Raw genomic sequence first — 18,955 nt, 5'->3', positions numbered from 1 at the left:
CGCAGGCTAGTACCAGCGGCACGAATGTTCCATGCCTGCCCGGCGCACGGATGCGCGCCGCTGCACGCGCGGTCTGGTGGCATGCGCCGAACGCTTGGTACCCGCAGTGCGGCTCCGTATGTGCCGCCGAGGCGGCATCAGGTCGGGGTCGGGAGCCAGCCGTCGTAGCGCGGGTGCTTCTCCATGTCCGGTGACATCGGGACCCAGGACTGCGCCTCCTCGCAGAAGATGTTCGCCGTCGGCCGGAAGAACGTCGTGTCGTCGAGCGTGCCCGCCATGGTGGCCATCCTCGTGGAATCCTCGACCTGAACGATGATGGGCGAGCCGCGCCGAGGGCAGAACCGGCGGCGCAGCGGCAAGCCCGAGGTCCCGCCGGGCTGGGAGTAGGTTGTCATGGCCCCCGTAATGGTGATCGCCTCCCTGGGAACCGCGATGGCGGTCACGAAGGCCGATCCGGTGAAGCGCTGGCATTCCTTGCAGTGGCAGGCCCGCATGAAGATCGGCTCCGCCTTGCCCTCGTACCGGACGCCTCTACAGAGGCATCCCCCTGTAATCCTCGGCATCCCGTCGCTCCTCCGAGACCGGTGCGGCGCTGTTTCGCTTGCGTGCTCCGGTCCCTTCTCCACTCCACGCCTGAGGGAAAACCGCTGTCAACGGTACGAATCGTCCGGCGTGAACCAGTAGACCGCCCGACGATTGGGAGAGGGCCGGCGTCGGCAGGAGCGCGATTCGTTAGCGCTTTCGCAGCCTGTCCGCTGCCATGAGGGCGGTGGCGAGGCGGCAGGACGGCGGCATGGACGGCGGCATTCTCCCGAAGGAGAGGGCGGGAACGGCGCGGCAGGACACCGGGGAGGCGACGCCCGAGCGCGTCCTCGCCCTTGCCGACCATGCCGCCGGGCTGGTGGCCGCGCGGCTTCGGGCCATCCAGGGCATCACGCAGCAGACCCGCATCCTCGCGCTGAACGCCACCATCGAGGCGGCGCGGGCCGGCGAGAGCGGCCGCGGCTTCGCCGTCGTCGCGAATGAGGTGCGCAACGTGGCCGGCGAGGTCGCCCGCCTCTCGGACGCCATGGATGGCGAGTTGCGGGACGCCTTCGACGCGCTGCGCGGCGTGGGCACGCAGATGGCGGAGACGGTGCGCGGCCAGCGCCTGGTGGACCTGGCGCTCAACGCCATCGAGATCATCGACCGCAACCTCTACGAGCGCACCTGCGACGTCCGCTGGTGGGCGACCGATGCGGCGGTGGTGGAGGCGGCGGCAGACCCGGCGCCGGCGCGGCTGGCGCATGCGGCGAAGCGGCTCGGCGTCATCCTGGGGGCCTACACCGTCTATCTCGACCTCTGGCTCTGCGACCTGTCGGGGCGGGTGATCGCCAACGGGCGGGCGGAGCGCTGGCCGGCGGTCGGACTCGACGTCTCGGGCGAGAGCTGGTTCCAGGCCGCGCTGCGCTCGGCCAGCGGGGAGGAGTTCGCGGTGGCCGATGTGGCCCGGCCGGCGGCCTTCGGCGGCGCGCCGGTCGCCACCTATGCCGCCGCAGTGCGGGAGGGTGGCGAGACGCATGGCCGCGCGATCGGCGTGCTGGGCATCCATTTCGACTGGGGCCCGCAGGCGGAGGCGGTGGTGCGCGGCGTGCGCCTGACGCCGGAGGAAGCCCGGCGGACCCGCGTGCTGCTGCTGGATGCGCAGGGACGGGTCCTCGCGGCCTCGGACGGCAAGGGCGTGCTGGAAGAGCAGGTGGCGCTCTCGGCCGGCGGGCGGGAGGCCGGCTTCCATCATGACGGCGCGCGGACCATCGCCTTCCACCGGACGCCCGGCTACGAGACCTACAAGGGCCTCGGCTGGTACGGCGTGCTGGTGCAGGCGGCAGGATAGGGTTCAGCCGCCCATCCTGGCCAGGCGCGCGGCCGTGCCGGCCGCACCCATCCGCTCCGCCGCCGCCCGCGCCGTGATGCCCGCGCCGTCTTCCAGCAGCGGGTTGGCGCCGCGGGCCAGCAGCAGGTCCAGGATCTCGGTGCGGTCGAACATGGCCGCGACCATCAGGGCCGTCCGCCCGCCCTCCCCGCGCCCGTCCACCGCGGCGCCCTTCTCCAGCAGCAGCCGCACGACATCGGCCGCGCCCTTGAAGGCAGCCGCGGCGAGCGGGGTCTGGCCGCGGTCATTCGCCAGATCCGGATCGGCGCCTGCCTCCAGCAGCACGCGCACCGCCTCCTGCTGCCCGTGATAGGCGGCCAGCATCAGCAGGCTGTCGCCCTTCTCGTTGCGGAGATTGGCCGGCAGCCCCATGCGGAGCAGTTCCGCCAGTTCGCTGGCCTGGCCGCCGCGGGCATGGCCGAAGACGCGGCCGGCGAAGGCCAGCGTCTCCGCATCCAGTTCCCGCCCCGGCTCCGTCCGGTCCTGCATGGAAATCCCCTGCCCTGCCGGCCGCAGCGAGGGGGCACGGTTGCCCGCGCCCCCGTTCTCCGGGGCGCCTATTCCGCCGCCTGCCGGCCGGGCCGGGCGCCCTTCGGCTCCTCCCGCCGGCCGCTGCTATAGGTCGGGCCGGGGCGGTCCTGGCCCGGCGCCGGCTTGCCGGGCAGCGGCGGCAGCGCCTTGGCCTTCTCGAGGTCGATCCCGGCGGCCTGCGCGACGCGCGTGCCGTAATCCGGGTCGCAGTGCCAGAAATGCCAGACCATGCGCAGCGCGATAGTCTCCGGGCAGGCCCGCATGTCCTCGGCCAGGTTGGCGATCAGGTCCTCGCGCTCCCAGTCCTCGAAGCTCCGGTAGCGTGCGCCGGCCTGGGCGTAGTCGTCGCGCGTCCTGGTGGTCTGGTAGCGGCCGAGATGGCCCTCGACCCACTGGTGATAGTCCTTGCCGGGCCGCGGCGCCTCGGTGAGGCCGCCCTGGCTGCTCGGCTCGTAATTGACGTGCTTGTTGGCGCCGGCCTGGTCCACGTAATAGGCCATCTCGCCGCCCTGCTGGTTCGTCCGGGCCTTGGTGCCCTTCGGCGCATTCACCGGAAGCTGCAGGTAGTTGGCGCCGACGCGGTAGCGCTGCGTGTCCGAATAGGAGAGCGTGCGGCCCTGCAGCATCTTGTCGTCGGAGAAGTCGATGCCGTCCACCAGCACGCCGGTGCCGAAGGCGGACTGCTCGGTCTCGGCATGGACGTTGTCGGGGTTGCGGTCCAGCACCATGCGGCCGATCGGCAGCAGCGGGAATTTGTCCTCCGGCCAGCGCTTGGTGTCGTCGAGCGGATCGAAGTCGAGCTCGTCATGCGGGCCGTCTTCCATGAGCTGGACGCAGAAGGTCCATTCCGGATGGTCGCCGCGCTCGATCGCCTCATAGAGGTCCTTGGTCGCGTGGCCGACATCCTTCGCCTGGATCTCCGCCGCCTGCTGGCTGGTCAGGTTCTTCACCCCCTGCTTCGGCACCCAGGAGAATTTGGCGAGATGCGCGACGCCTTCGGCATTGACCAGCTTGTAGGTGTTGACGCTCGATCCCTCCATGTTGCGGTAGCCGGCCGGGATGCCCCAGGGGCTCTTCACCCAGGTCACCATGTGCAGCGATTCCGGGTGGTGCTGCACGAAGTCGTAGAAGCGCCAGGGCTCCTGCCGGTTGGTAACCGGGTCCGGCTTGAAGGCGTGGATCATGTCGGGGAACTTGATGGCATCGCGGATGAAGAAGATCCGCAGGTTGTTGCCCACCAGGTCCCAGTTGCCGTCCACCGTGTAGAACTTCACCGCGAAGCCGCGCGGGTCACGCGCCGTCTCCGGGCTGTCCTTGCTGCCGATGACGGTTGAGAAGCGGACGAAGACCTGGGTGCGCTTGCCCGCCTCGGTCAGCACCCTGGCGCGGGTGTACTTCGTCGCGGGCTCGTCGCCGATCTTCCCGGTCGCCTCGAAATAGCCGTAGGCGCCGGTGCCGCGGGCATGCACCACGCGCTCCGGGATCCGTTCCCGGTCGAAATGCGTGATCTTCTCGATGAACTGGTAATTCTCCAGCGTCGCCGGCCCGCGCTCCCCGACGCTGCGGAGGCTCTGGTTGTCGGTGACGGGATGGCCCTGGCGTGTGGCGAGGATGGGGTTGTTGTCCTGGCCGCTCATACGTTCCCCCAGAAAGGCCCCCAAAGGAGGGGCATCGGGTTGCGGCGGCCGGCGCCGGCAGTCTGTGCCGGGCCCGGCCGACCGGGTTGGGCCAGGCGGGAACGGCACGCCCCTCGCCTGAAGCGGGGGAACGCGGCGTGCAGGCGATGTTTCCCCGCGCATGGCCGGGTCGCGGCTCAGTGCCGGTCGGGATCCTCGAAGGACTGCGCCACGAGCGCATCCAGCAGCCGCGCGCCGAAGCCGCTTGGCCCCTTCGGCCCCAGCGCCCAGGGCGCCGCCCGCGTGCCGAGGCCGGCGATATCGAGATGCACCCAGGGCGTCGCGCCCACGAATTCCCGCAGGAAGGCCGCGGCATGGCAGGCATCCGGCAGGAAGCGGCCGCCCTCGCCCCCTGTTGGCACGCACTGCTTCAGATCGGCGATGTCGCTCTTTAGCTCCGCGCGGTGCCGCTCGCCGATCGGCATGGGCCAGAGCTGTTCCCCCACCGCCTCCCCCGCCGCCGCGACCTGCGCGAGCAGGGCGGCATCCGTGCCGAACAGCCCGGCACGGTGCGTGCCCAGCGCGGTGACGATCGCGCCGGTCAGCGTCGCCAGGTCGAGCATCGCAGCCGGCCGGAAGCGCTGCGCATAGTGCAGCGCATCGGCCAGCACGAGGCGCCCCTCGGCATCGGTGTCCACCACCTCCACCGTCCTGCCCGCGCCCGTCCGCAGCACGTCGCCCGGCCGGTAGGCGGCGGCGCCGATGGCATTCTCGGCCAGCGCCAGCACCGCGACGGCCGGGGCCGGCGAGTGGCGCAGGGCGAGCGCCAGCATCGCGCCAGCACAGGCCGCGGCGCCGGCCATGTCGGCCCGCATCGCCTCCATGCCCTGTGCCGGCTTGATGCTGATGCCGCCGGTGTCGAAGCAGATGCCCTTGCCGATGAAGGCGATGGGTGGTGCGGCGTGGCTGCCGCGCCAGCGCAGCACGGCGAGACGCGGCGGGTTGGCGCTGCCGCCGCCGACCGCGAGCAGCGCCCCCAACCCCGCCCGCGCCAGCCGCTTGCGGCCGAGCACGTCCACCGCGATGCCGTGCTCCGCCAGCGCCTCCAGCCGCGCCGCGAAATCGCGCGTGGTCAGCCGGTTGCCGGGCTCGGCCGTCAGGTCGCGGGCGAAGAGGCAGCCGCGCACCGCGGCCGCGGCGCGCTCCCAGCAGGGCGCCACCGCGGCCGGGCTGTCCACCACCAGGTCCAGCGCCTCCGGCGCCGGCTCCTCCCGGCGGCGGCAGGCATCGAAGCGCCAGGCGCGCAGGCAGGCACCGGCGGCGAGCGCCGCGGCCGCCTCGGGCGCCAGCCCGCCTGCGTCGATGGTCAGGCGCTTCACCCGGCCCGCGCCGGCGGCGGCGGTGCCGCCCGCCATCTCCCAGTTGAGCATCCGCCGCGGCCTGCCGGCGCCGACCAGCAGCACGCGGCCCCCGGGCGTGGGGAGGTCCAGCACCTGCCCGGCCGCGCCGGTGAAGCGCGCCGCCTCGGCCGCCGCGCGGAAGGCCTGCGGCGGGGCGGCGCCCTCGGCGACCGGGATGGCCCGCGGGCCGCCATGGTCGCGCGCCGAGGGCCGCAGCTTCACCCTCAGCATGCGGCGCCCGGCGCCGGCAGCCGCGGCGATGCGGCGGCACGGCTCATCGCGCAGGCCAAGCGCCTGCCTGTGGCCGGCGGCACGTGCCGCCGGCCAGCCCCCTCAGCCCTCGTAATGGTCGGCCACCAGCCGGTCGAGCAGCCGCACGCCGAAGGCGGTCGCGCCCTTCGGCACGGTCGGCAGGTCCTTGCTGCTCCAGGCCACGCCGGCGATGTCGAGATGGGCCCAAGGGGTCGGGGCCTGCATCGGGCCGTTCTTCGTGTTCACGAAGCGCTGGATGAACTGCGCGGCAGTGATGGAGCCGCCCGGCCGCCCGCCGACATTCTTCATGTCGGCGATGTCGGATTTGAGCTGCTTGTCATAGGCCTCGCCCAGCGGCATGCGCCAGCAGGCCTCGCCCACCGCCTTGCCGGCCGCGGTGATCTGCTGCGCCAGCGCGTCGTCATTGCTGAACAGCCCGGCATGCTCATGGCCGAGCGAGATGATGATCGCCCCCGTCAGCGTGGCGAGGTCGATCATGAAGCGCGGCTCGAAACGCTGCTGGCAGTAGTGGATGACATCCGCCAGCACCAGCCGCCCCTCGGCATCGGTGTTGATGACCTCGACGGTCTGGCCGCTCGCGGTCTTCACCACATCGCCCGGTCGCTGGGCGTCGCCGGAGGGCATGTTCTCGACGAGGCCGACCAGCCCGACCGCATCCACCCTGGCGCGGCGGCCGGCGAGCGCGGCCATCAGACCGATCACGGCGCCGGCCCCGGCCATGTCCCACTTCATGTCCTCCATCCCCGCCGCGGGCTTGATGGAGATGCCGCCGGTGTCGAAGGTGACGCCCTTGCCGATGAAGGCGAGAGGCTTCGTCGCCGCCTTCTTGCCCTTGCCGCCATTCCCCGTGGCACCGAGCCACTGCATGACCACGATCCGCGGCTCCCGCGCCGAGCCCTGGGCGACGCCGAGCAGCGCGCCCATGCCGAGCTTCTTCATCTCCTTCGGGCCGAGCACCTCGACCGTCAGGCCGAGCTTCTCCAGCTCCTGGCAGCGCTCCGCCATCTCCTCGGGATGCAGGATGTTGGGCGGCTCGGAGACCAGGTCGCGGCTGAGGAAGACGCCCTCCGCCACCGCGCGCATCGGCGCCCAGGCGGTCTTGGCCGCGGTCGTGGCATCGGTCGCCACCTCGACCCGTTCCAGCTTCGGCTTGTCCTCCTCCTTCTCCGTCGTGCGGTAGCGGTCGAAGCGGTAACTCTTCAGCAGCAGGCCCAGGGCGAAGGCGGCGGCCTGCGGGGCGGCCAGCGTCTCGGCGGCGATCACCGCCTCCCGCTCGCCATTCACCAGCGGCAGGGCGGCGGCGCCCGCGGCCTCCAGCCCCTCCGGCGTCAGCTCGGCCGCCTTGCCGAGGCCGATCGCCACGATGCGGGAGGGGCCAGAGGCGCCGCCTTCCAGCGCCGGGGCCCAGATGGTGCAGCTCTGCCCCTTGCGGCCCTTGAAGGAGGCGGCGGCGAGCGCACGGGCGACGGCGCCGCCGGAGGCGGCATCCACCGCCTGGGCGAGGCCCGCCAGCTCGTTCATGCCCTCAGGGCCCGAACCCTCCACCAGCGGCAATACCAGGGCGCCATGACGGGGCAGGACCGGCTTCACGAAGGCGATATCGAGCATGCGGCGGGAATCCCTGGGGTGATGTCGTGGGACGGAGGATAGCATCGGCCTGCCGGGCCGCCACACCGGCCCGGCGGTCCTTCCGGTTCTGCCGCCGCCGCTGCCCTGCTACACCCCGGGCATGACCGATCCCGAATTGCTCGACCTCGCCGCCGACCTGGCCCGCCGCGCCGCCGCCGCCATCGAGGCCGTGAAGCGCGCCGGCTTCGCGGTGGAGCGCAAGACCGACGAGAGCCCGGTGACCGAGGCCGACCGCATCGCCGAGGCGCTGATCGTGGAGGGGCTGCGCGCCGCGACCCCCGGCGTCCCGGTGGTGGCGGAGGAGGAGGTGGCGGCCGGCATCGTCACCGCCGCGGCGCCGCGCTTCTGGCTGGTCGATCCGCTGGACGGCACGCGGGACTTCGCCAAGGGACGCAGCGAGTACGCGGTCTGCATCGGGCTGGTGGAGGGCGGGCGCGCGGTGCTCGGCGCCATCGCCCTGCCGGCGACGGGGGAGCTGTTCGGCGGCCTGCTCGGCGCCGGCGCCTGGAAGGAGGCGGAAGGGGCGCGCCGCCCCATCCGCGTGCGCGCCGTGCCGCCGGAGGGGCTGACGGTGCTGGCCAGCCGCACCTATGCCGAGGATCCGCGCATGGCGCCCTTCCTGGCGGGACGGCCGATCGCGGAACGGCGGGCGGTGTCCTCGGCGCTGAAATTCTGCCGGGTGGCGGAAGGCGTGGCCGATCTCTACCCCCGCTTCGGCGGGACGATGGAATGGGACACCGCGGCCGGCCAGGCGATCGTCGAGGCCGCCGGCGGCGCGGTGACGGAGGTGGATGGCAGCCCGCTCCGCTACGGCAAGCCGGGCTGGCGGAACCCGGATTTCGTCTGCCACGGGGGACCCGGCGCGTGACGGAGCGGCTGGGGCCGGGCGACGTCGCCCGCGCCGCGGCGCTGCTGCGGCAGGGCGCGCTGGTCGCCTTCCCGACCGAGACGGTCTATGGCCTGGGCGGCGATGCCACCAACGGCCAGGCGGTGGCCGGCATCTTCGCGGCCAAGGGCCGGCCGCATTTCAACCCGCTGATCTGCCACTACCCCGATGCGGAGGCCGCCTTCGCCGATGTCCGCGCCGATGACCGGGCACGGCGGCTGGCCGAGCGCTTCTGGCCCGGGGCGCTGACCCTGGTGCTGCCGCGCCGGCCCGACTGCCGCGTCGACCTGCTGGCCGGCGCCGGGCTGGACACGCTGGCGGTGCGGGTGCCGGCGCATCCGCTGGCGCAGGAGCTGCTGCGGCAGGCCGGGGTGCCGGTGGCGGCCCCCTCGGCCAACCGCTCCGGCCAGGTCAGCCCGACCACGGCCGGGCATGTGCTGGAAGGGCTTTCGGGGCGGATCGGCGCGGTGCTGGATGGCGGACCCTGCCCGGTCGGCGTGGAGAGCACGGTGCTGGACCTGACCGGCGCCGGACCCGTGCTGCTGCGGCCGGGCGGCGTGGAGGCGGAGGCGATCGAGGCGCTGCTCGGCCCGGTCGGCCGCGCGCTGCCGATCACCGCCGCGGCGCAGACCCAGAGCCTGCGCTCGCCGGGGCTGCTGCTCTCGCACTACGCGCCGAGCCTGCCGGTGCGCCTTCGGGCGGAGAATGTCGCGCCGGACGAGGCGCTGCTGGCCTTCGGCCCGCCGCTGCCCGGCGCGGCGCTGGTCTGGAACCTCTCCGAGACGGGCGACCTGAGGGAGGCGGCGGCACGGCTCTTCGCCGGGCTGCGCTGGCTGGATGCGGAAGGGGCGAAGCGCGGCTGCGCGCGCATCGCGGCCATGCCGGTGCCGGAAGCGGGGCTCGGCGCGGCGATCAACGACCGGCTGGCGCGGGCCGCGGCGCCACGGGCGTAGCGGCGCGGCGGCACTCCGCCGCGGCGGCGCCGATCGGCCGCCGGATCGGGCCGTGGCACCGGCCGCGCCCTGGGACGACCGGGGCCGGCGTCCGGCGTCCGGCGGGCGGTCAACACATGATGGCCGGATTGGAAGAGGAGCCCAGGTCCGGCAGAGGACAGCCGCATGGCGAGGCGGACAGCCATGCCGCGGGCGGCTTCCGGGATCATTCGATAGCCTGCTAGCCTCCCCTGGCACGGCGCGCATCCGACGCGCCCAACCGCACAGGAGGAAACACCATGTCCAGGCTCAGGGGCGCGGCCGCCGCGCTCGCCCTCATGCTCGCGCCCGCGGTGGCGCCGGCGCAGGTCTCGGATGAGGTCGTCCGGATCGGCGTGCTCACCGACCTGTCCGGCCCCTATGCCGATTTCGCCGGCCCCGGCTCGGTCCTCGCCACCCGCATGGCCATCGAGGACCATGGCGGCCGCGCGCTCGGCAAGCCGGTCGAGGCCATCGGCGGCGACCACCAGAACAAGCCGGATGTCGGCGGCGCGCTGGCACGGCGCTGGATCGATACCGAACGTGTCGACATGATCATCGACATGCCGAACTCCGCCGTCGCGCTCGCCGTGCAGCAGGTGGGGCGGGAGCGGAACCGCATCATCATCAATGCCTCGGCCGCCAGCACGGAGATCACCGGGCGGCAATGCTCGCCGGTCGGCTTCCACTGGGTCTCGGACAGCTATGCGCTCTCCACCGGCACGACGCGCGCCGTCATGGCGCAGGGCGGGAAGAACTGGTTCTTCCTGACGGTGGACTACGAGGGCGGCTACGCGCTGGAGCGCGGCGCCGAGGCGGTCGTGAATGCCGAGGGCGGGCGCATGCTCGGCCGGGCGCGGCACCCGCTGAACACGCCGGACTTCTCCTCCTTCCTGCTGCAGGCCCAGGCCTCCCGCGCGCAGGTGGTGGCGCTGGCCAATGCGGGGACGGACACGATCAACGCCATCAAGCAGGCGGGCGAGTTCGGCCTGACGCGGCAGGGCCAGCGTCTCGTCGGCATGTTCGTCAACATCAACGACGTGAAGGCGCTCGGCCTTGCGACCGCGCAGGGCGTGGTGACGGTGGAAGCCTGGTACTGGGACCAGAACGAGGAGACCCGGGCCTTCGCCAGGCGCTTCGCCGACCGCAACCGCGGCACGCCCCCCAGCCAGTACCAGGCGGGCATCTACAGCGCGGTGCGGCATTACCTGAAGGCGATCGAGGCGGCCGGCACGGATGAGGCAATGGCGGTCGCGGCCAGGATGCGGGAGTTGCCGGTGAACGACGTGTTCACGAAGAACGGCCGGGTCCGGCCGGATGGCCGGCACGTGCACGACATGTATCTGGTGGAGGTGAAGCGGCCCGAGGAGTCGACGGGGCCATGGGACCTCTACCGCGTGCTCTCGACCGTGCCCGCCGACCAGGCCTTCCGACCGCTGAACGAGGGCGGCTGCCCGCTGGTGCGTCCATGACCGGGACGCTCGGCTTCGTCGGCCTCGGCGCCATGGGGGCGCCGATGGTCCGCCGGCTGCTCGGTGCCGGGCATCGGGTGCTGGTGCATGACGTGCAGGCGGCGGCCGTGGCGGCCGCGGTCTCCCGTGGGGCGGAGGGGCGCGACAGCCCCGCCGCCGTCGCGGCGGAGGCGGAGGTGGTGCTGGTCAGCCTGCCGACGCCGGATGTGGTGCGGCAGGTGGCGCTCGGTCCCAACGGGCTCATGGATGGTCTCGCCGAGGGCGGGGCGCTGCGGATCTATGTCGATCTCTCCACCACCGGGGCGCAGGTGGCGCAGGCGGTGGCGGAAGGGCTCGCGCCGCGGGGCGTCACCGCGCTGGATGCGCCGGTCTCCGGCGGCGTCGCGGGGGCGGAGGCGGGGACGCTTTCCGTCATGGCCGCGGGCGAGCCTGCCGCCTTCGAGCGGGTGCGGCCGGTGCTGGAGGTGATCGGCAGCAACACCGTGCTGGTCGGCGAGAAGGTCGGGCTCGGCCAGACGCTGAAGCTGGTGAACAACCTGCTGGCCGCGACAACCTGGGCCGCGGCCTGCGAGGCGCTGGCGATGGGCACCAAGGCGGGGCTCGACCCGGAGCTGATGGTGAATGTCATCAACAAGAGCTCCGGCCGCAGCTTCCCGACGGAGCGGTTCGCCGCGGGGCCGGTGCTGACGCGGCGCTTCGATTTCGGCTTCCGGATGGAGCTGATGGCGAAGGACATGCGCCTCGCCCTGCAGGAGGCGGAGGCGCTGGGCCTGGTGATGCCGACCAGCCGGGCCGCGCAGCTGCTCTATGGCCTCGCCATGGCCGGTGGCGGCGCGAAGGGCGATGTCAGCGAGCTGGTGAAGGTCACGGAGGACTGGGCTTCCGTGGAGATCACCGCGCCCCGCCGCAACGAGGGCTGACCCGGACCGGTCCGGGTCAGGTTCTGGCCTAGCAGGGGGGTCCGGGGGACAGCGTCCCCCGGATTCACTCCGCGGCCTGCTTCCCGAAATCGATCGGCGCGCGCGTGATCTCGCTCATTCGCTGCCGCACCTCGAAGACCCGCACCGAGACCTCCGAGAGGTCCGGATTGTTGCGGATGCGCGCGACGATCGGGCCCCGCGCATAGGCTTCGGCCGAGGCGCGGTCGGCGAAGAGGTAGATCCCGCCCGCCAGCCGCTCGGCCTCCCCGTCCAGCCAGATCTTCCATAGCAGCCCCGGCACGTCCAGGAACGGCTTCGCCCGGTCGTCGGTGTAGCGCGCCTCCCACTCGGATTTCGGCATCTCCGGGCGGCGGTAGTTGATCTGGACGATGTGCATGGCGGCGTTCCTCCTACCGGGAGGAATGCGTCAGGCGGGCGTCCGCTCCAGCAGTTCGATCGTGATGTTCTGCGGGCCGCGGATGAAACAGATGCGCACGCCCGGGCGGGCCTCCTTCGGCTCCATGGTGAACTCGACGCCCTTGGCCTTGAGGTCGGCCACCGCCTCGTCCAGCCCCTGCACGGCCAGGCCGAAATGGTCGATGCCGTTGTAGGGGGAGGTCGGCGGCGCCGCGACGCGGGCATCGGATTGCGAGATGAAGAGGTCGAGCCCGCCGAGCGTCATGTCGATGCGCGGCGCCTCGCCGCCGACGCGGCGCACCACCTCGGCCCCCAGCTTCTCCTGGAACCAGGCGGCGGTCGCGTCCAGCTCGGGGCTGCGCAGATGGATATGGTCGAAGCCGTAGCGGGCCATGGGGTCCCCTTCCCTCTCCGTGGATGGCCCAGCCTAGCATGGCCGGCCGCGCGGCCCACGGGCGCAGGTCGGCTCCCGCCCGGTGCCGGGCGCGGGTGAGGCGCTAGAACATTCTCACCCTGACTGTGCAGGGTGAGAATGCTCCACGCCTTTGTTTGTAGAGCAAATTCACGCCTGCGGGCGTTTCCGCCCTGCGGCGATCCGCTCTAGGGCTCGCCCTCCTCCTCGGCGGTGCGGGCATCGGGATCCGGCTCCGCCGCCGGCGTCCCGGAGGCATCCTCGCGGCGGCGCCGGAAATAGTCGCCGAGGCGGATATAGAGGCAATCATCGTCGGGCATGACCGCCCAACGCGGCGGGGCGGCGTCGGTCGCCCGACTTTCCACCGCCGTAACCCGCCACCGGGCTGCGAAGGCCGGCCTTGACCCCCGCCGTCCGAGCCCGGCACCTATCCTGCATGGATCAGCAGACCGAACTCTTGAAGGTGAAGGCCCGCATCCGGGCCCTGACGGCCCGCACCGTGGAGCGCGGCTGCTCCGAGGCCGAGGCGCTTGCCGCCGCCGCCAAGGTGGGGGAGCTGCTGGAGGTCTACGGCCTTTCCATGAGCGAGGTGGAGCTGCGCGAGGAAGCCTGCCTGCAGCGCCGCGTCACCGTCGCGGGGCCGCAGCGCCTGGCGCTGCGCTGGCTGTTCCCGGCGCTGCTCCGCTTCTGCGAATGCCGCGGCTGGACCGACGGGCGCGCGGATTTCGTGCTCTACGGGCTGGAGCCGGATGTGCAGATGGCGGACTACCTGCTGCGCGTGGCCGAGGGCGCGCTGCTCTGGGAGGAGGCGCGCTACCGCGAGAGCGCGGAGTACCTCCGCAGCCGCGCCACGCCGCAGACCCGGCTGCGCAGCTTCCGCTACGGCTTCGCCGACAGGCTCGGCAAGCGGCTGGAGGCAATGACGGCGGATCGGGACCTGGCCGCCGAGGCCCGCCGCGCCGCCGCGCCGCCGGACCGGGCCAGCGCCTCCACCGCCCTGGTGCTGGCCAAGGAGAAGAAGGTGGAGGAGGGGTTCCGCACCCTCGGCGTGCGGCTGAAGACGGTCTATTCCACGGCGACGGTGCGCGACCGCGGCGCCTATGGCCGCGGCCAGGCGGCCGGCGGGCGCGTGGGGCTGGAACGGCCCCTGGGACAAGGATCGGGCGCCGGGCCGGCGGCGAGGCCCCTGCCGCGAAAATGATGCGAGGCCGCACAGGTCCTGACCCGCAGCCGCCAGCGACGGCTGAGGCCATGAAGGCAGCCCGCGGCCCATGCCGCGCCGCCCATCCGCCGGCGGCAGCGCCGGCGGCTGGGGCGGCAGGCATGCGCCGGCATGTCGGCGCGCGGATATGAGCTGCGGGGATGCCGCGGCGCGGCGGCTCTATGCCTGGGAGGATGCGGAGGTCGCGCCGCGCGATGCCTCCATGGTGCCCTTCGCGCAATTGCAGGCGCTGGTCGATCATGTCTGGGCCACCGAAGGGCTACGCTTTCCCCCGCGGGTGCGCCCCCTGCCCCGCCAGGCGCGCCGGACCGTGGCGCGGGCCACGCGGCTGGCCATCGAGGCGCCGGCCGAGCTGCCGAGCTGGGTCCTGCTGCATGAGCTGGCGCATTGCATGACCAGCACGGCCGAGGGCGGGAATGACGGCCATGGGCCGCTCTTCGTCGGGCTCTACCTGCAATTGCTGGTGCGGCATGCGCGGATGCCGCAGGCGGCGCTGGCCGCTTCGCTGCGGGCCGCCGGCATCCCCTTCGACCCGGCGGCGCGGCCGGTCTTCCTCGGGTAGCGACCGGCTTCAGCCCGCCGCCTCCCGCGCCGCGCGGCGCACCAGGTCCACGAAGTTGCGCAGCACCGCCGAGCCGCCGCCACGGCACAGGGCGAGGTGCAGCGGCACGGTCGGCCGCTCCGCTGGCAGCAGGTCGCAATAGGCCACGCCATCCATCTGGACCCGCCGCATGGAGGCCGGGACGAGGGACACGCCGAGCCCGACAGCGACCAGGCCGAGCGTCGAGGTGATGCGGGGCGCCTCCTGTCCCAGCCGCGGCGTGAAGCCAGCCTTCAGGCAGGCCGCCAGGGTCGCGTCGAACATCCCCGGGCCGTCGGTCCGCGCGAAGACGATGAAGTTCTCCCTGGCGAAGGCGCGGAGCGGGCGGGGGGATGCCGCGGGCTCCCGTGCCAGGGCATGCGCCGCCGGCAGGGCCACCACCATCGGCTCATCGAGCAGCCGATGGACCGTGAGCTCCCCGGCCTCCGGCAGTTCGGCGCGCACGAAGGCGGCGTCGAGCCTGGCCTCCTTCAGCCCCTGGACCGCCTGGCGGCTGAGGCACTCGTCGAGCGTCACCGAGACGCCCGGGAAGGCTTCCCGGAAGGCGCGGATGACCTGCGGCACGAAGGGGTGGAAGGGCGCGGTCGGCGCGACGCCCACCCGCAGCCGGCCCTGCTCGCCCCGGGCCGTGCTCAGCGTGGCGCGCTCGGCCTGCTCCAGCCGGGCGAGGATCGCCCTCGCCTCCTCCAGCAGCACCTGCCCGCTCTCCGTCAGCTCCACCCCGCGCGGCCTGCGGCGGAAGAGCTGCAGGCCAAGCTGCGCCTCGAGCGCCTTGATCTGCTGGCTGAGCGGCGGCTGCTGCATGCCCAGGCGCTCGGCCGCGCGGGTGACATGCCCCTCCTCGGCGACGGCGACGAAGTAGCGGAGCTGCCGGAGGTCGAGAGCCATATGCGCAGCATATCGCATTCACCTCGACAGCCGCATGGCTCAGGGGCGGCCCGCCCCCTATCCCTGTCGCAGCCGGTCGCCGGACCGGCAGCGGCAGGAGGAGCGGGGCGATGATCGGACGTCGTGTGATGCTGCGGTCACTCGCCGGGGCCGGGACGGCCCTGGCACTGCCCGCCCCGCTGCGCGCGCAGGCCTGGCCCGTGCGGGAGGTCCGGATCCTCGTCGGCTTCCCGCCCGGCGGCCCGCTCGACATCGCCGCGCGCACCATCGCGCCGGCGCTCGGGGCCGGGCTCGGCGTGCCGGTGCAGGTCGAGAACCGGGTCGGGGCAAGCGGGAACGACGCGACGCGCCAAGTGGTCCGCTCGGCGCCTGACGGCGGCATGCTGCTGCTCTGCGGCCCGGTGAACACCATCAATACAACGCTGTTCCCGGACCTGGATTTCGACTTCGGTCGCGACATCGCGCCGGTGGCCGGGATCGCCCGCGTGCCGCTGATCGTGGAGGTGCATCCCTCGGTCCCGGCGCGCTCCATCCCCGACCTGATCGCCTACGCCCGGTCGAACCCGGGTCGGCTGCGGGTCGCCTATGCGGGGACCGGTACGCCGCAGCACGTGGCGATCGAGCTGTTCCGGCACATGGCGGACCTGCGCCTCACCCTGGTGCCCTATCCCGGCTCGGCGCAGGCGCTGGCCGACCTGCTGCGCGGCGAGGCGGACGTCATGTTCGACCCGGCGCCCTCCTCCATGCCGCATGTCCGGGCGGGGCGGCTCGTGCCGCTGGCGACCACCGGCCCGGCGCGGGCGGAGGCGCTGCCCGAGGTGCCGACCGTCGCCGAGGTGCTGCCGGGCTACGAGGGCGGGTCCTGGTTCGGCCTCGGCGCGCCGCGGGACACGCCGACCGCGCTGGTCACGCGGCTGAACGCGGCGGTGAACGACGGCCTGCGCGATGCCGGGGTCCGGGACGCGCTCGACCGGCTCGGCGCGACCGCGATGCCGGGCTCCGTGGCCGAGTTCGGCCGCTTCCTCACCTCGGAGACCGCCCGCTACGCCGAGATCATCCGCCTCGCGGGCATCAGGGCCGGGTGACGCCCGGAAGGGCGTGCCGGAGGGTGCGGCTGCCGGGCGGCCGCGGCGCTTCCGGCCCCCGGTCCGCCCGGCTACCCTCCCGCCGAAAGCAGGAGGAAACGGGCATGCGTCCCAGGATCGCCATCATCGGGGCCGGCGCGGTCGGCGGCTATCTCGGCGGCCATCTCGCCCGGCTCGGCCATGACGTCACGCTGATCGATGCCTGGCCGGCGCATGTCGAGGCGATCCGGGCGCAGGGGCTGCGGCTGACCGGGCTGGAGGAGAGCCAGAACGTCACGGTGCAGGTGCCCGCGCTGCACCTCAGCGACGTGCAGCGCCTGTCGAGGGAACGGCCGATCGACATCGCCTTCGTCAGCGTGAAGTCCTACGACACGGTCTGGGCGACCCACCTGATCGCGCCGCATCTCGCGCCCGGCGGCTTCGTCGCCAGCCTGCAGAACTGCATCAACGAGCCGGCCATCGCCTCGGTGGTCGGCTGGGGCCGCACCCTCGGCGTCATCGCCGGCACCTATTCGGGGGAGCTGCACGCGCCCGGCGAGATCCGCCGCACCGTCCCGCTCGGCGGCACGCAGCGCATCGTCTATGCGGTGGGCGAGCCGCATGGCCGCATCACCGCGCGGGTCGAGATGATCCGCGACATGATCGCGGCCATCGACAGCGTGCAGGCCACGACGAACCTGTGGGGCGAGCGCTGGTCGAAGCTCTGCGTCAACGTCATGCGCAACGGCGTCAGCGCGGCGACCGGCCTCTCCGGCAATGACTGCGACCGGGACGAGCGCATCCGCCGCTTCTCCATCCGGCTCGGCGCCGAGGCGGTGCGGATCGGCCAGGCGCTCGGCTATGCGCTGGAGCCGATCCAGAAGATCGCGCCGGAGGTGCTGGCCCGCGCCGGCGGGGGCGATGCCGCGGCGCTCGACACGGCGGAGGGAACGATCCTGGCGACGCTCGCCGCCGGCCAGCGCAGCGCGCTGCAGCGCCCCTCCATGGGCCAGGACATGCTGAAGGGCCGGCAGACCGAGATCGACCAGATCAACGGCTTCGTGGTGGCTGAGGGTGCGAAGGCCGGCCTCGCCGCGCCGGCCAATGCCGCCATCACCGCCGTGGTGAAGCGGGTGGAGCGCGGCGAGGCCGAGGCGCGGGCGGAGAATGTCTGGGGCATCAACGCATGACGGCACTCGCCACCGCCGATGGGGTGGAGGTGCTGGTCCTGGTGGACAATGTCACGGACAGCCTCTCCTCCACCCCCGCCTTCGTCACGCGGGAATGGCAGGTGCTGCGCAGGCGGGGGATGAAGGTGGTGGCCGGCGGCGCGCTCTGCTGCGCCAATCACGGGCTCTCGCTGGTGATCACGGCGCATGGCCCGGACGGGCGGCGCAGCCTGCTCTTCGATGGCGGGCCGGTGGACTATGCGGTGGAGCGCAACGGCACCCGGCTCGGCGTCGATTTCGGCGCGATCGGGGCGGCCATGCTCTCGCATGGCCATTGGGACCATGCCGGTGGGCTGCCGCAGGCGCTGTCGATGATCCGCGCCGCGAACGGGGGCGGCCCGGTGCCGCTGCACCTGCATCCCGGCATGTTCGCCGAGCGGGGCAGCCGCCAGCCGGATGGCGGCGTGCTGCCGATGGACCGCGTGCCCCCGCCCGAGGCCTGGACGGCCATGGGCGCGGCGCCGGTGCTGCGCGCCGATGCCTACACGATCCTCGACGACCTGTTCTGGATCAGCGGCGAGATCCCCCGCCGCACCCCCTATGAGCGCGGGCTGGCCAACCAGGTCGCCCGCGCGACCGAGGCCGATCCCTGGAGGCCCGACCCGCTGCTGCTGGACGAGCGCTGCCTCGTGCTGCGCATCCGGGACAAGGGGCTGCTGGTCTTCTCCGCCTGTTCCCATGCCGGGATCGCCAATGTCCTGCACCATGTGCGGGACAGCTTCCCGGGCGAGCCGATCCATGCCGCGATGGGCGGCTTCCATCTTTCGGGCGAGAACGAGGCCATCATCCCCGAGACGGTCCGCGACCTGGCGGGCTTCGGCCTGACCCACATCATCCCGGCGCATTGCACGGGCTGGCGGGCGGTGGCGGCGCTGGAACGGGCCTTCGGGGAGCCGGCGGTGGCGCCGGCCGCGGTCGGCAAGCTCTACAGGCTGTAGCGGCGGGGCTAGAGCGGATCGCGGAGGGGCGTGAACGCCCCGCAGCGTGAATCTGCTCTACAAACGGCGGTCTACAGCGGATCGGCGTTCAGTCTTGAACGCAATCCGCTGTAGGCGGGGCAGCCCAGGGTCGAGGGCAGGGCCACCTGGGCCCCTGCCGCGCGCCCGGCCTGGGGTTCAGCCATTCGCCTTCAGGAAGGCGATCAGGTCGTTCAACTGCTGTTCGTTCTTCAGGCCGGGATAGGACATGGAGCCGGCCGGGATCACCGCCTTGGGATTGGCGACATAGGCGCGCAGGTTCTCTTCGCTCCAGGCAAGGCCGCCTTCGGCCTTCTCCTTCAGGCTCGCGGAATAGCGGAAGCCCTCGACCGCGCCGGCCTTGCGGCCGACCACGCCGTGCAGGTTGGGGCCGACGCCGTTGCGGCCGCCGGCGTCGATGGTGTGGCAGGCGCGGCACTGGTTGTAGACGCGGCGGCCGGCCTCGGCATCCTGCGCCATGGCGGGCAGCGCGGTGCCGAGCACGAGCGCGGCGGCGAGGGCAAAGGGGGCGGTGCGGATCATCTCACGTCTCCGG

The 18,955-nt window shown here is 73.0% G+C and carries 20 protein-coding genes; 10 read left to right on the top strand and 10 right to left on the bottom strand.

Annotated elements, in window-relative coordinates:
* Positions 1–137: 137 nt before the first annotated feature.
* Positions 138–563 (bottom strand): GFA family protein, encoded by a 426-nt coding sequence (locus tag LHA35_RS02660; protein WP_226604143.1) that lies wholly within the window; start codon positions 561–563, stop codon positions 138–140.
* Between the two features lie 230 nt (positions 564–793).
* Here LHA35_RS02660 and LHA35_RS29055 point away from each other — a divergent pair, with 230 nt between their 5' ends.
* The gene (locus LHA35_RS29055; protein WP_274707738.1) at positions 794–1,873 is read left to right on the top strand and encodes a methyl-accepting chemotaxis protein; all 1,080 of its coding nucleotides are present in this window, start codon (positions 794–796) and stop codon (positions 1,871–1,873) included.
* Between the two features lie 3 nt (positions 1,874–1,876).
* On the opposite strand, the gene LHA35_RS02650 is transcribed toward LHA35_RS29055, so the two are convergent.
* The 4 genes from LHA35_RS02650 to LHA35_RS02635 form a co-directional block, all read right to left on the bottom strand.
* On the bottom strand, positions 1,877–2,401 hold the full coding sequence (locus LHA35_RS02650; RefSeq protein ID WP_226604140.1) for an ankyrin repeat domain-containing protein: 525 nt from the start codon (positions 2,399–2,401) through the stop codon (positions 1,877–1,879).
* A gap of 68 nt (positions 2,402–2,469) precedes the next feature.
* Positions 2,470–4,080 carry a catalase gene (locus tag LHA35_RS02645; protein ID WP_226604138.1) on the bottom strand — a complete coding sequence of 537 codons (1,611 nt, stop codon included), beginning with the start codon at positions 4,078–4,080 and terminating at the stop codon, positions 2,470–2,472.
* Positions 4,081–4,256: 176 nt separating this feature from the next.
* A complete protein-coding gene (locus tag LHA35_RS02640) occupies positions 4,257–5,690 on the bottom strand; it encodes a leucyl aminopeptidase family protein (protein WP_226604136.1) in 1,434 nt (477 codons plus the stop codon).
* Positions 5,691–5,792: 102 nt separating this feature from the next.
* On the bottom strand, positions 5,793–7,340 hold the full coding sequence (locus LHA35_RS02635; protein ID WP_226604135.1) for a leucyl aminopeptidase: 1,548 nt from the start codon (positions 7,338–7,340) through the stop codon (positions 5,793–5,795).
* 121 nt (positions 7,341–7,461) lie between these two features.
* Between LHA35_RS02635 and cysQ the strand changes: the two genes are divergently transcribed.
* The 4 genes from cysQ to LHA35_RS02615 all read left to right on the top strand — a co-directional run bounded on the left by cysQ (position 7,462) and on the right by LHA35_RS02615 (position 11,610).
* Positions 7,462–8,229 carry a 3'(2'),5'-bisphosphate nucleotidase CysQ gene (cysQ, locus tag LHA35_RS02630; RefSeq protein WP_226604133.1) on the top strand — a complete coding sequence of 256 codons (768 nt, stop codon included), beginning with the start codon at positions 7,462–7,464 and terminating at the stop codon, positions 8,227–8,229.
* Positions 8,226–9,200, top strand: coding sequence for an L-threonylcarbamoyladenylate synthase (locus LHA35_RS02625; RefSeq protein WP_226604131.1), 975 nt, complete (start codon positions 8,226–8,228; stop codon positions 9,198–9,200). Before cysQ ends, LHA35_RS02625 begins: the two co-directional genes overlap by 4 nt.
* 278 nt (positions 9,201–9,478) lie before the next feature.
* Positions 9,479–10,690 carry an ABC transporter substrate-binding protein gene (locus tag LHA35_RS02620; protein WP_226604129.1) on the top strand — a complete coding sequence of 404 codons (1,212 nt, stop codon included), beginning with the start codon at positions 9,479–9,481 and terminating at the stop codon, positions 10,688–10,690.
* Positions 10,687–11,610: an NAD(P)-dependent oxidoreductase gene (locus tag LHA35_RS02615; protein ID WP_226604128.1), complete on the top strand. Its 924-nt coding sequence runs from the start codon at positions 10,687–10,689 to the stop codon at positions 11,608–11,610. Before LHA35_RS02620 ends, LHA35_RS02615 begins: the two co-directional genes overlap by 4 nt.
* 64 nt (positions 11,611–11,674) lie before the next feature.
* On the opposite strand, the gene LHA35_RS02610 is transcribed toward LHA35_RS02615, so the two are convergent.
* The 3 genes from LHA35_RS02610 to LHA35_RS28575 form a co-directional block, all read right to left on the bottom strand.
* The gene (locus LHA35_RS02610) at positions 11,675–12,007 is read right to left on the bottom strand and encodes a YdhR family protein (RefSeq protein ID WP_226604126.1); all 333 of its coding nucleotides are present in this window, start codon (positions 12,005–12,007) and stop codon (positions 11,675–11,677) included.
* Positions 12,008–12,037: 30 nt separating this feature from the next.
* Positions 12,038–12,421 carry a VOC family protein gene (locus LHA35_RS02605; RefSeq protein ID WP_226604125.1) on the bottom strand — a complete coding sequence of 128 codons (384 nt, stop codon included), beginning with the start codon at positions 12,419–12,421 and terminating at the stop codon, positions 12,038–12,040.
* A gap of 206 nt (positions 12,422–12,627) precedes the next feature.
* Positions 12,628–12,759 (bottom strand): hypothetical protein, encoded by a 132-nt coding sequence (locus LHA35_RS28575; protein WP_264185256.1) that lies wholly within the window; start codon positions 12,757–12,759, stop codon positions 12,628–12,630.
* A 116-nt stretch (positions 12,760–12,875) separates the two neighbouring features.
* Between LHA35_RS28575 and LHA35_RS02600 the strand changes: the two genes are divergently transcribed.
* Positions 12,876–13,640: a DUF7168 domain-containing protein gene (locus LHA35_RS02600; protein WP_226604122.1), complete on the top strand. Its 765-nt coding sequence runs from the start codon at positions 12,876–12,878 to the stop codon at positions 13,638–13,640.
* 148 nt (positions 13,641–13,788) lie between these two features.
* A complete protein-coding gene (locus LHA35_RS02595; RefSeq protein ID WP_226604119.1) occupies positions 13,789–14,223 on the top strand; it encodes a hypothetical protein in 435 nt (144 codons plus the stop codon).
* A 9-nt stretch (positions 14,224–14,232) separates the two neighbouring features.
* On the opposite strand, the gene LHA35_RS02590 is transcribed toward LHA35_RS02595, so the two are convergent.
* Positions 14,233–15,150 carry a LysR family transcriptional regulator gene (locus LHA35_RS02590; protein ID WP_226604117.1) on the bottom strand — a complete coding sequence of 306 codons (918 nt, stop codon included), beginning with the start codon at positions 15,148–15,150 and terminating at the stop codon, positions 14,233–14,235.
* A 110-nt stretch (positions 15,151–15,260) separates the two neighbouring features.
* On the opposite strand from LHA35_RS02590, the gene LHA35_RS02585 reads away from it, so the two are divergent.
* From LHA35_RS02585 to LHA35_RS02575, 3 genes are all read left to right on the top strand, one after another.
* The gene (locus LHA35_RS02585; protein ID WP_226604114.1) at positions 15,261–16,235 is read left to right on the top strand and encodes a Bug family tripartite tricarboxylate transporter substrate binding protein; all 975 of its coding nucleotides are present in this window, start codon (positions 15,261–15,263) and stop codon (positions 16,233–16,235) included.
* 104 nt (positions 16,236–16,339) lie between these two features.
* On the top strand, positions 16,340–17,404 hold the full coding sequence (locus LHA35_RS02580; protein WP_226604111.1) for a ketopantoate reductase family protein: 1,065 nt from the start codon (positions 16,340–16,342) through the stop codon (positions 17,402–17,404).
* Positions 17,401–18,381 carry an MBL fold metallo-hydrolase gene (locus LHA35_RS02575; RefSeq protein ID WP_226604108.1) on the top strand — a complete coding sequence of 327 codons (981 nt, stop codon included), beginning with the start codon at positions 17,401–17,403 and terminating at the stop codon, positions 18,379–18,381. The genes LHA35_RS02580 and LHA35_RS02575 overlap by 4 nt, the downstream gene beginning before the upstream one ends.
* Before the next feature lie 177 nt (positions 18,382–18,558).
* Here LHA35_RS02575 and LHA35_RS02570 read toward each other — a convergent pair whose 3' ends face one another.
* Complete coding sequence (locus tag LHA35_RS02570; RefSeq protein ID WP_226604105.1) at positions 18,559–18,942, bottom strand: c-type cytochrome; 384 nt, start codon at positions 18,940–18,942, stop codon at positions 18,559–18,561.
* Positions 18,943–18,955 lie beyond the last annotated feature (13 nt).

Origin of the sequence: Roseicella aerolata, assembly GCF_020523605.1 — a bacterium.
Taxonomy (GTDB): domain Bacteria; phylum Pseudomonadota; class Alphaproteobacteria; order Acetobacterales; family Acetobacteraceae; genus Paracraurococcus; species Paracraurococcus aerolatus.
Note: the sequence above shows the minus strand (reverse complement) of the source record. Positions and strands in the feature narration are given on the sequence as shown.

Bases quoted from the DNA above. Each gene is read 5' to 3' on its own strand.
- LHA35_RS02660 (WP_226604143.1), bottom strand. From the start codon at position 563: ATGCCGAGGATTACAGGGGGATGCCTCTGTAGAGGCGTCCGGTACGAG.
- LHA35_RS29055 (WP_274707738.1), top strand. From the start codon at position 794: ATGGACGGCGGCATTCTCCCGAAGGAGAGGGCGGGAACGGCGCGGCAG.
- LHA35_RS02650 (WP_226604140.1), bottom strand. From the start codon at position 2,401: ATGCAGGACCGGACGGAGCCGGGGCGGGAACTGGATGCGGAGACGCTG.
- LHA35_RS02645 (WP_226604138.1), bottom strand. From the start codon at position 4,080: ATGAGCGGCCAGGACAACAACCCCATCCTCGCCACACGCCAGGGCCAT.
- LHA35_RS02640 (WP_226604136.1), bottom strand. From the start codon at position 5,690: ATGCTGAGGGTGAAGCTGCGGCCCTCGGCGCGCGACCATGGCGGCCCG.
- LHA35_RS02635 (WP_226604135.1), bottom strand. From the start codon at position 7,340: ATGCTCGATATCGCCTTCGTGAAGCCGGTCCTGCCCCGTCATGGCGCC.
- cysQ (WP_226604133.1), top strand. From the start codon at position 7,462: ATGACCGATCCCGAATTGCTCGACCTCGCCGCCGACCTGGCCCGCCGC.
- LHA35_RS02620 (WP_226604129.1), top strand. From the start codon at position 9,479: ATGTCCAGGCTCAGGGGCGCGGCCGCCGCGCTCGCCCTCATGCTCGCG.
- LHA35_RS02615 (WP_226604128.1), top strand. From the start codon at position 10,687: ATGACCGGGACGCTCGGCTTCGTCGGCCTCGGCGCCATGGGGGCGCCG.
- LHA35_RS02610 (WP_226604126.1), bottom strand. From the start codon at position 12,007: ATGCACATCGTCCAGATCAACTACCGCCGCCCGGAGATGCCGAAATCC.
- LHA35_RS02605 (WP_226604125.1), bottom strand. From the start codon at position 12,421: ATGGCCCGCTACGGCTTCGACCATATCCATCTGCGCAGCCCCGAGCTG.
- LHA35_RS28575 (WP_264185256.1), bottom strand. From the start codon at position 12,759: ATGCCCGACGATGATTGCCTCTATATCCGCCTCGGCGACTATTTCCGG.
- LHA35_RS02600 (WP_226604122.1), top strand. From the start codon at position 12,876: ATGGATCAGCAGACCGAACTCTTGAAGGTGAAGGCCCGCATCCGGGCC.
- LHA35_RS02595 (WP_226604119.1), top strand. From the start codon at position 13,789: ATGAGCTGCGGGGATGCCGCGGCGCGGCGGCTCTATGCCTGGGAGGAT.
- LHA35_RS02590 (WP_226604117.1), bottom strand. From the start codon at position 15,150: ATGGCTCTCGACCTCCGGCAGCTCCGCTACTTCGTCGCCGTCGCCGAG.
- LHA35_RS02585 (WP_226604114.1), top strand. From the start codon at position 15,261: ATGATCGGACGTCGTGTGATGCTGCGGTCACTCGCCGGGGCCGGGACG.
- LHA35_RS02580 (WP_226604111.1), top strand. From the start codon at position 16,340: ATGCGTCCCAGGATCGCCATCATCGGGGCCGGCGCGGTCGGCGGCTAT.
- LHA35_RS02575 (WP_226604108.1), top strand. From the start codon at position 17,401: ATGACGGCACTCGCCACCGCCGATGGGGTGGAGGTGCTGGTCCTGGTG.
- LHA35_RS02570 (WP_226604105.1), bottom strand. From the start codon at position 18,942: ATGATCCGCACCGCCCCCTTTGCCCTCGCCGCCGCGCTCGTGCTCGGC.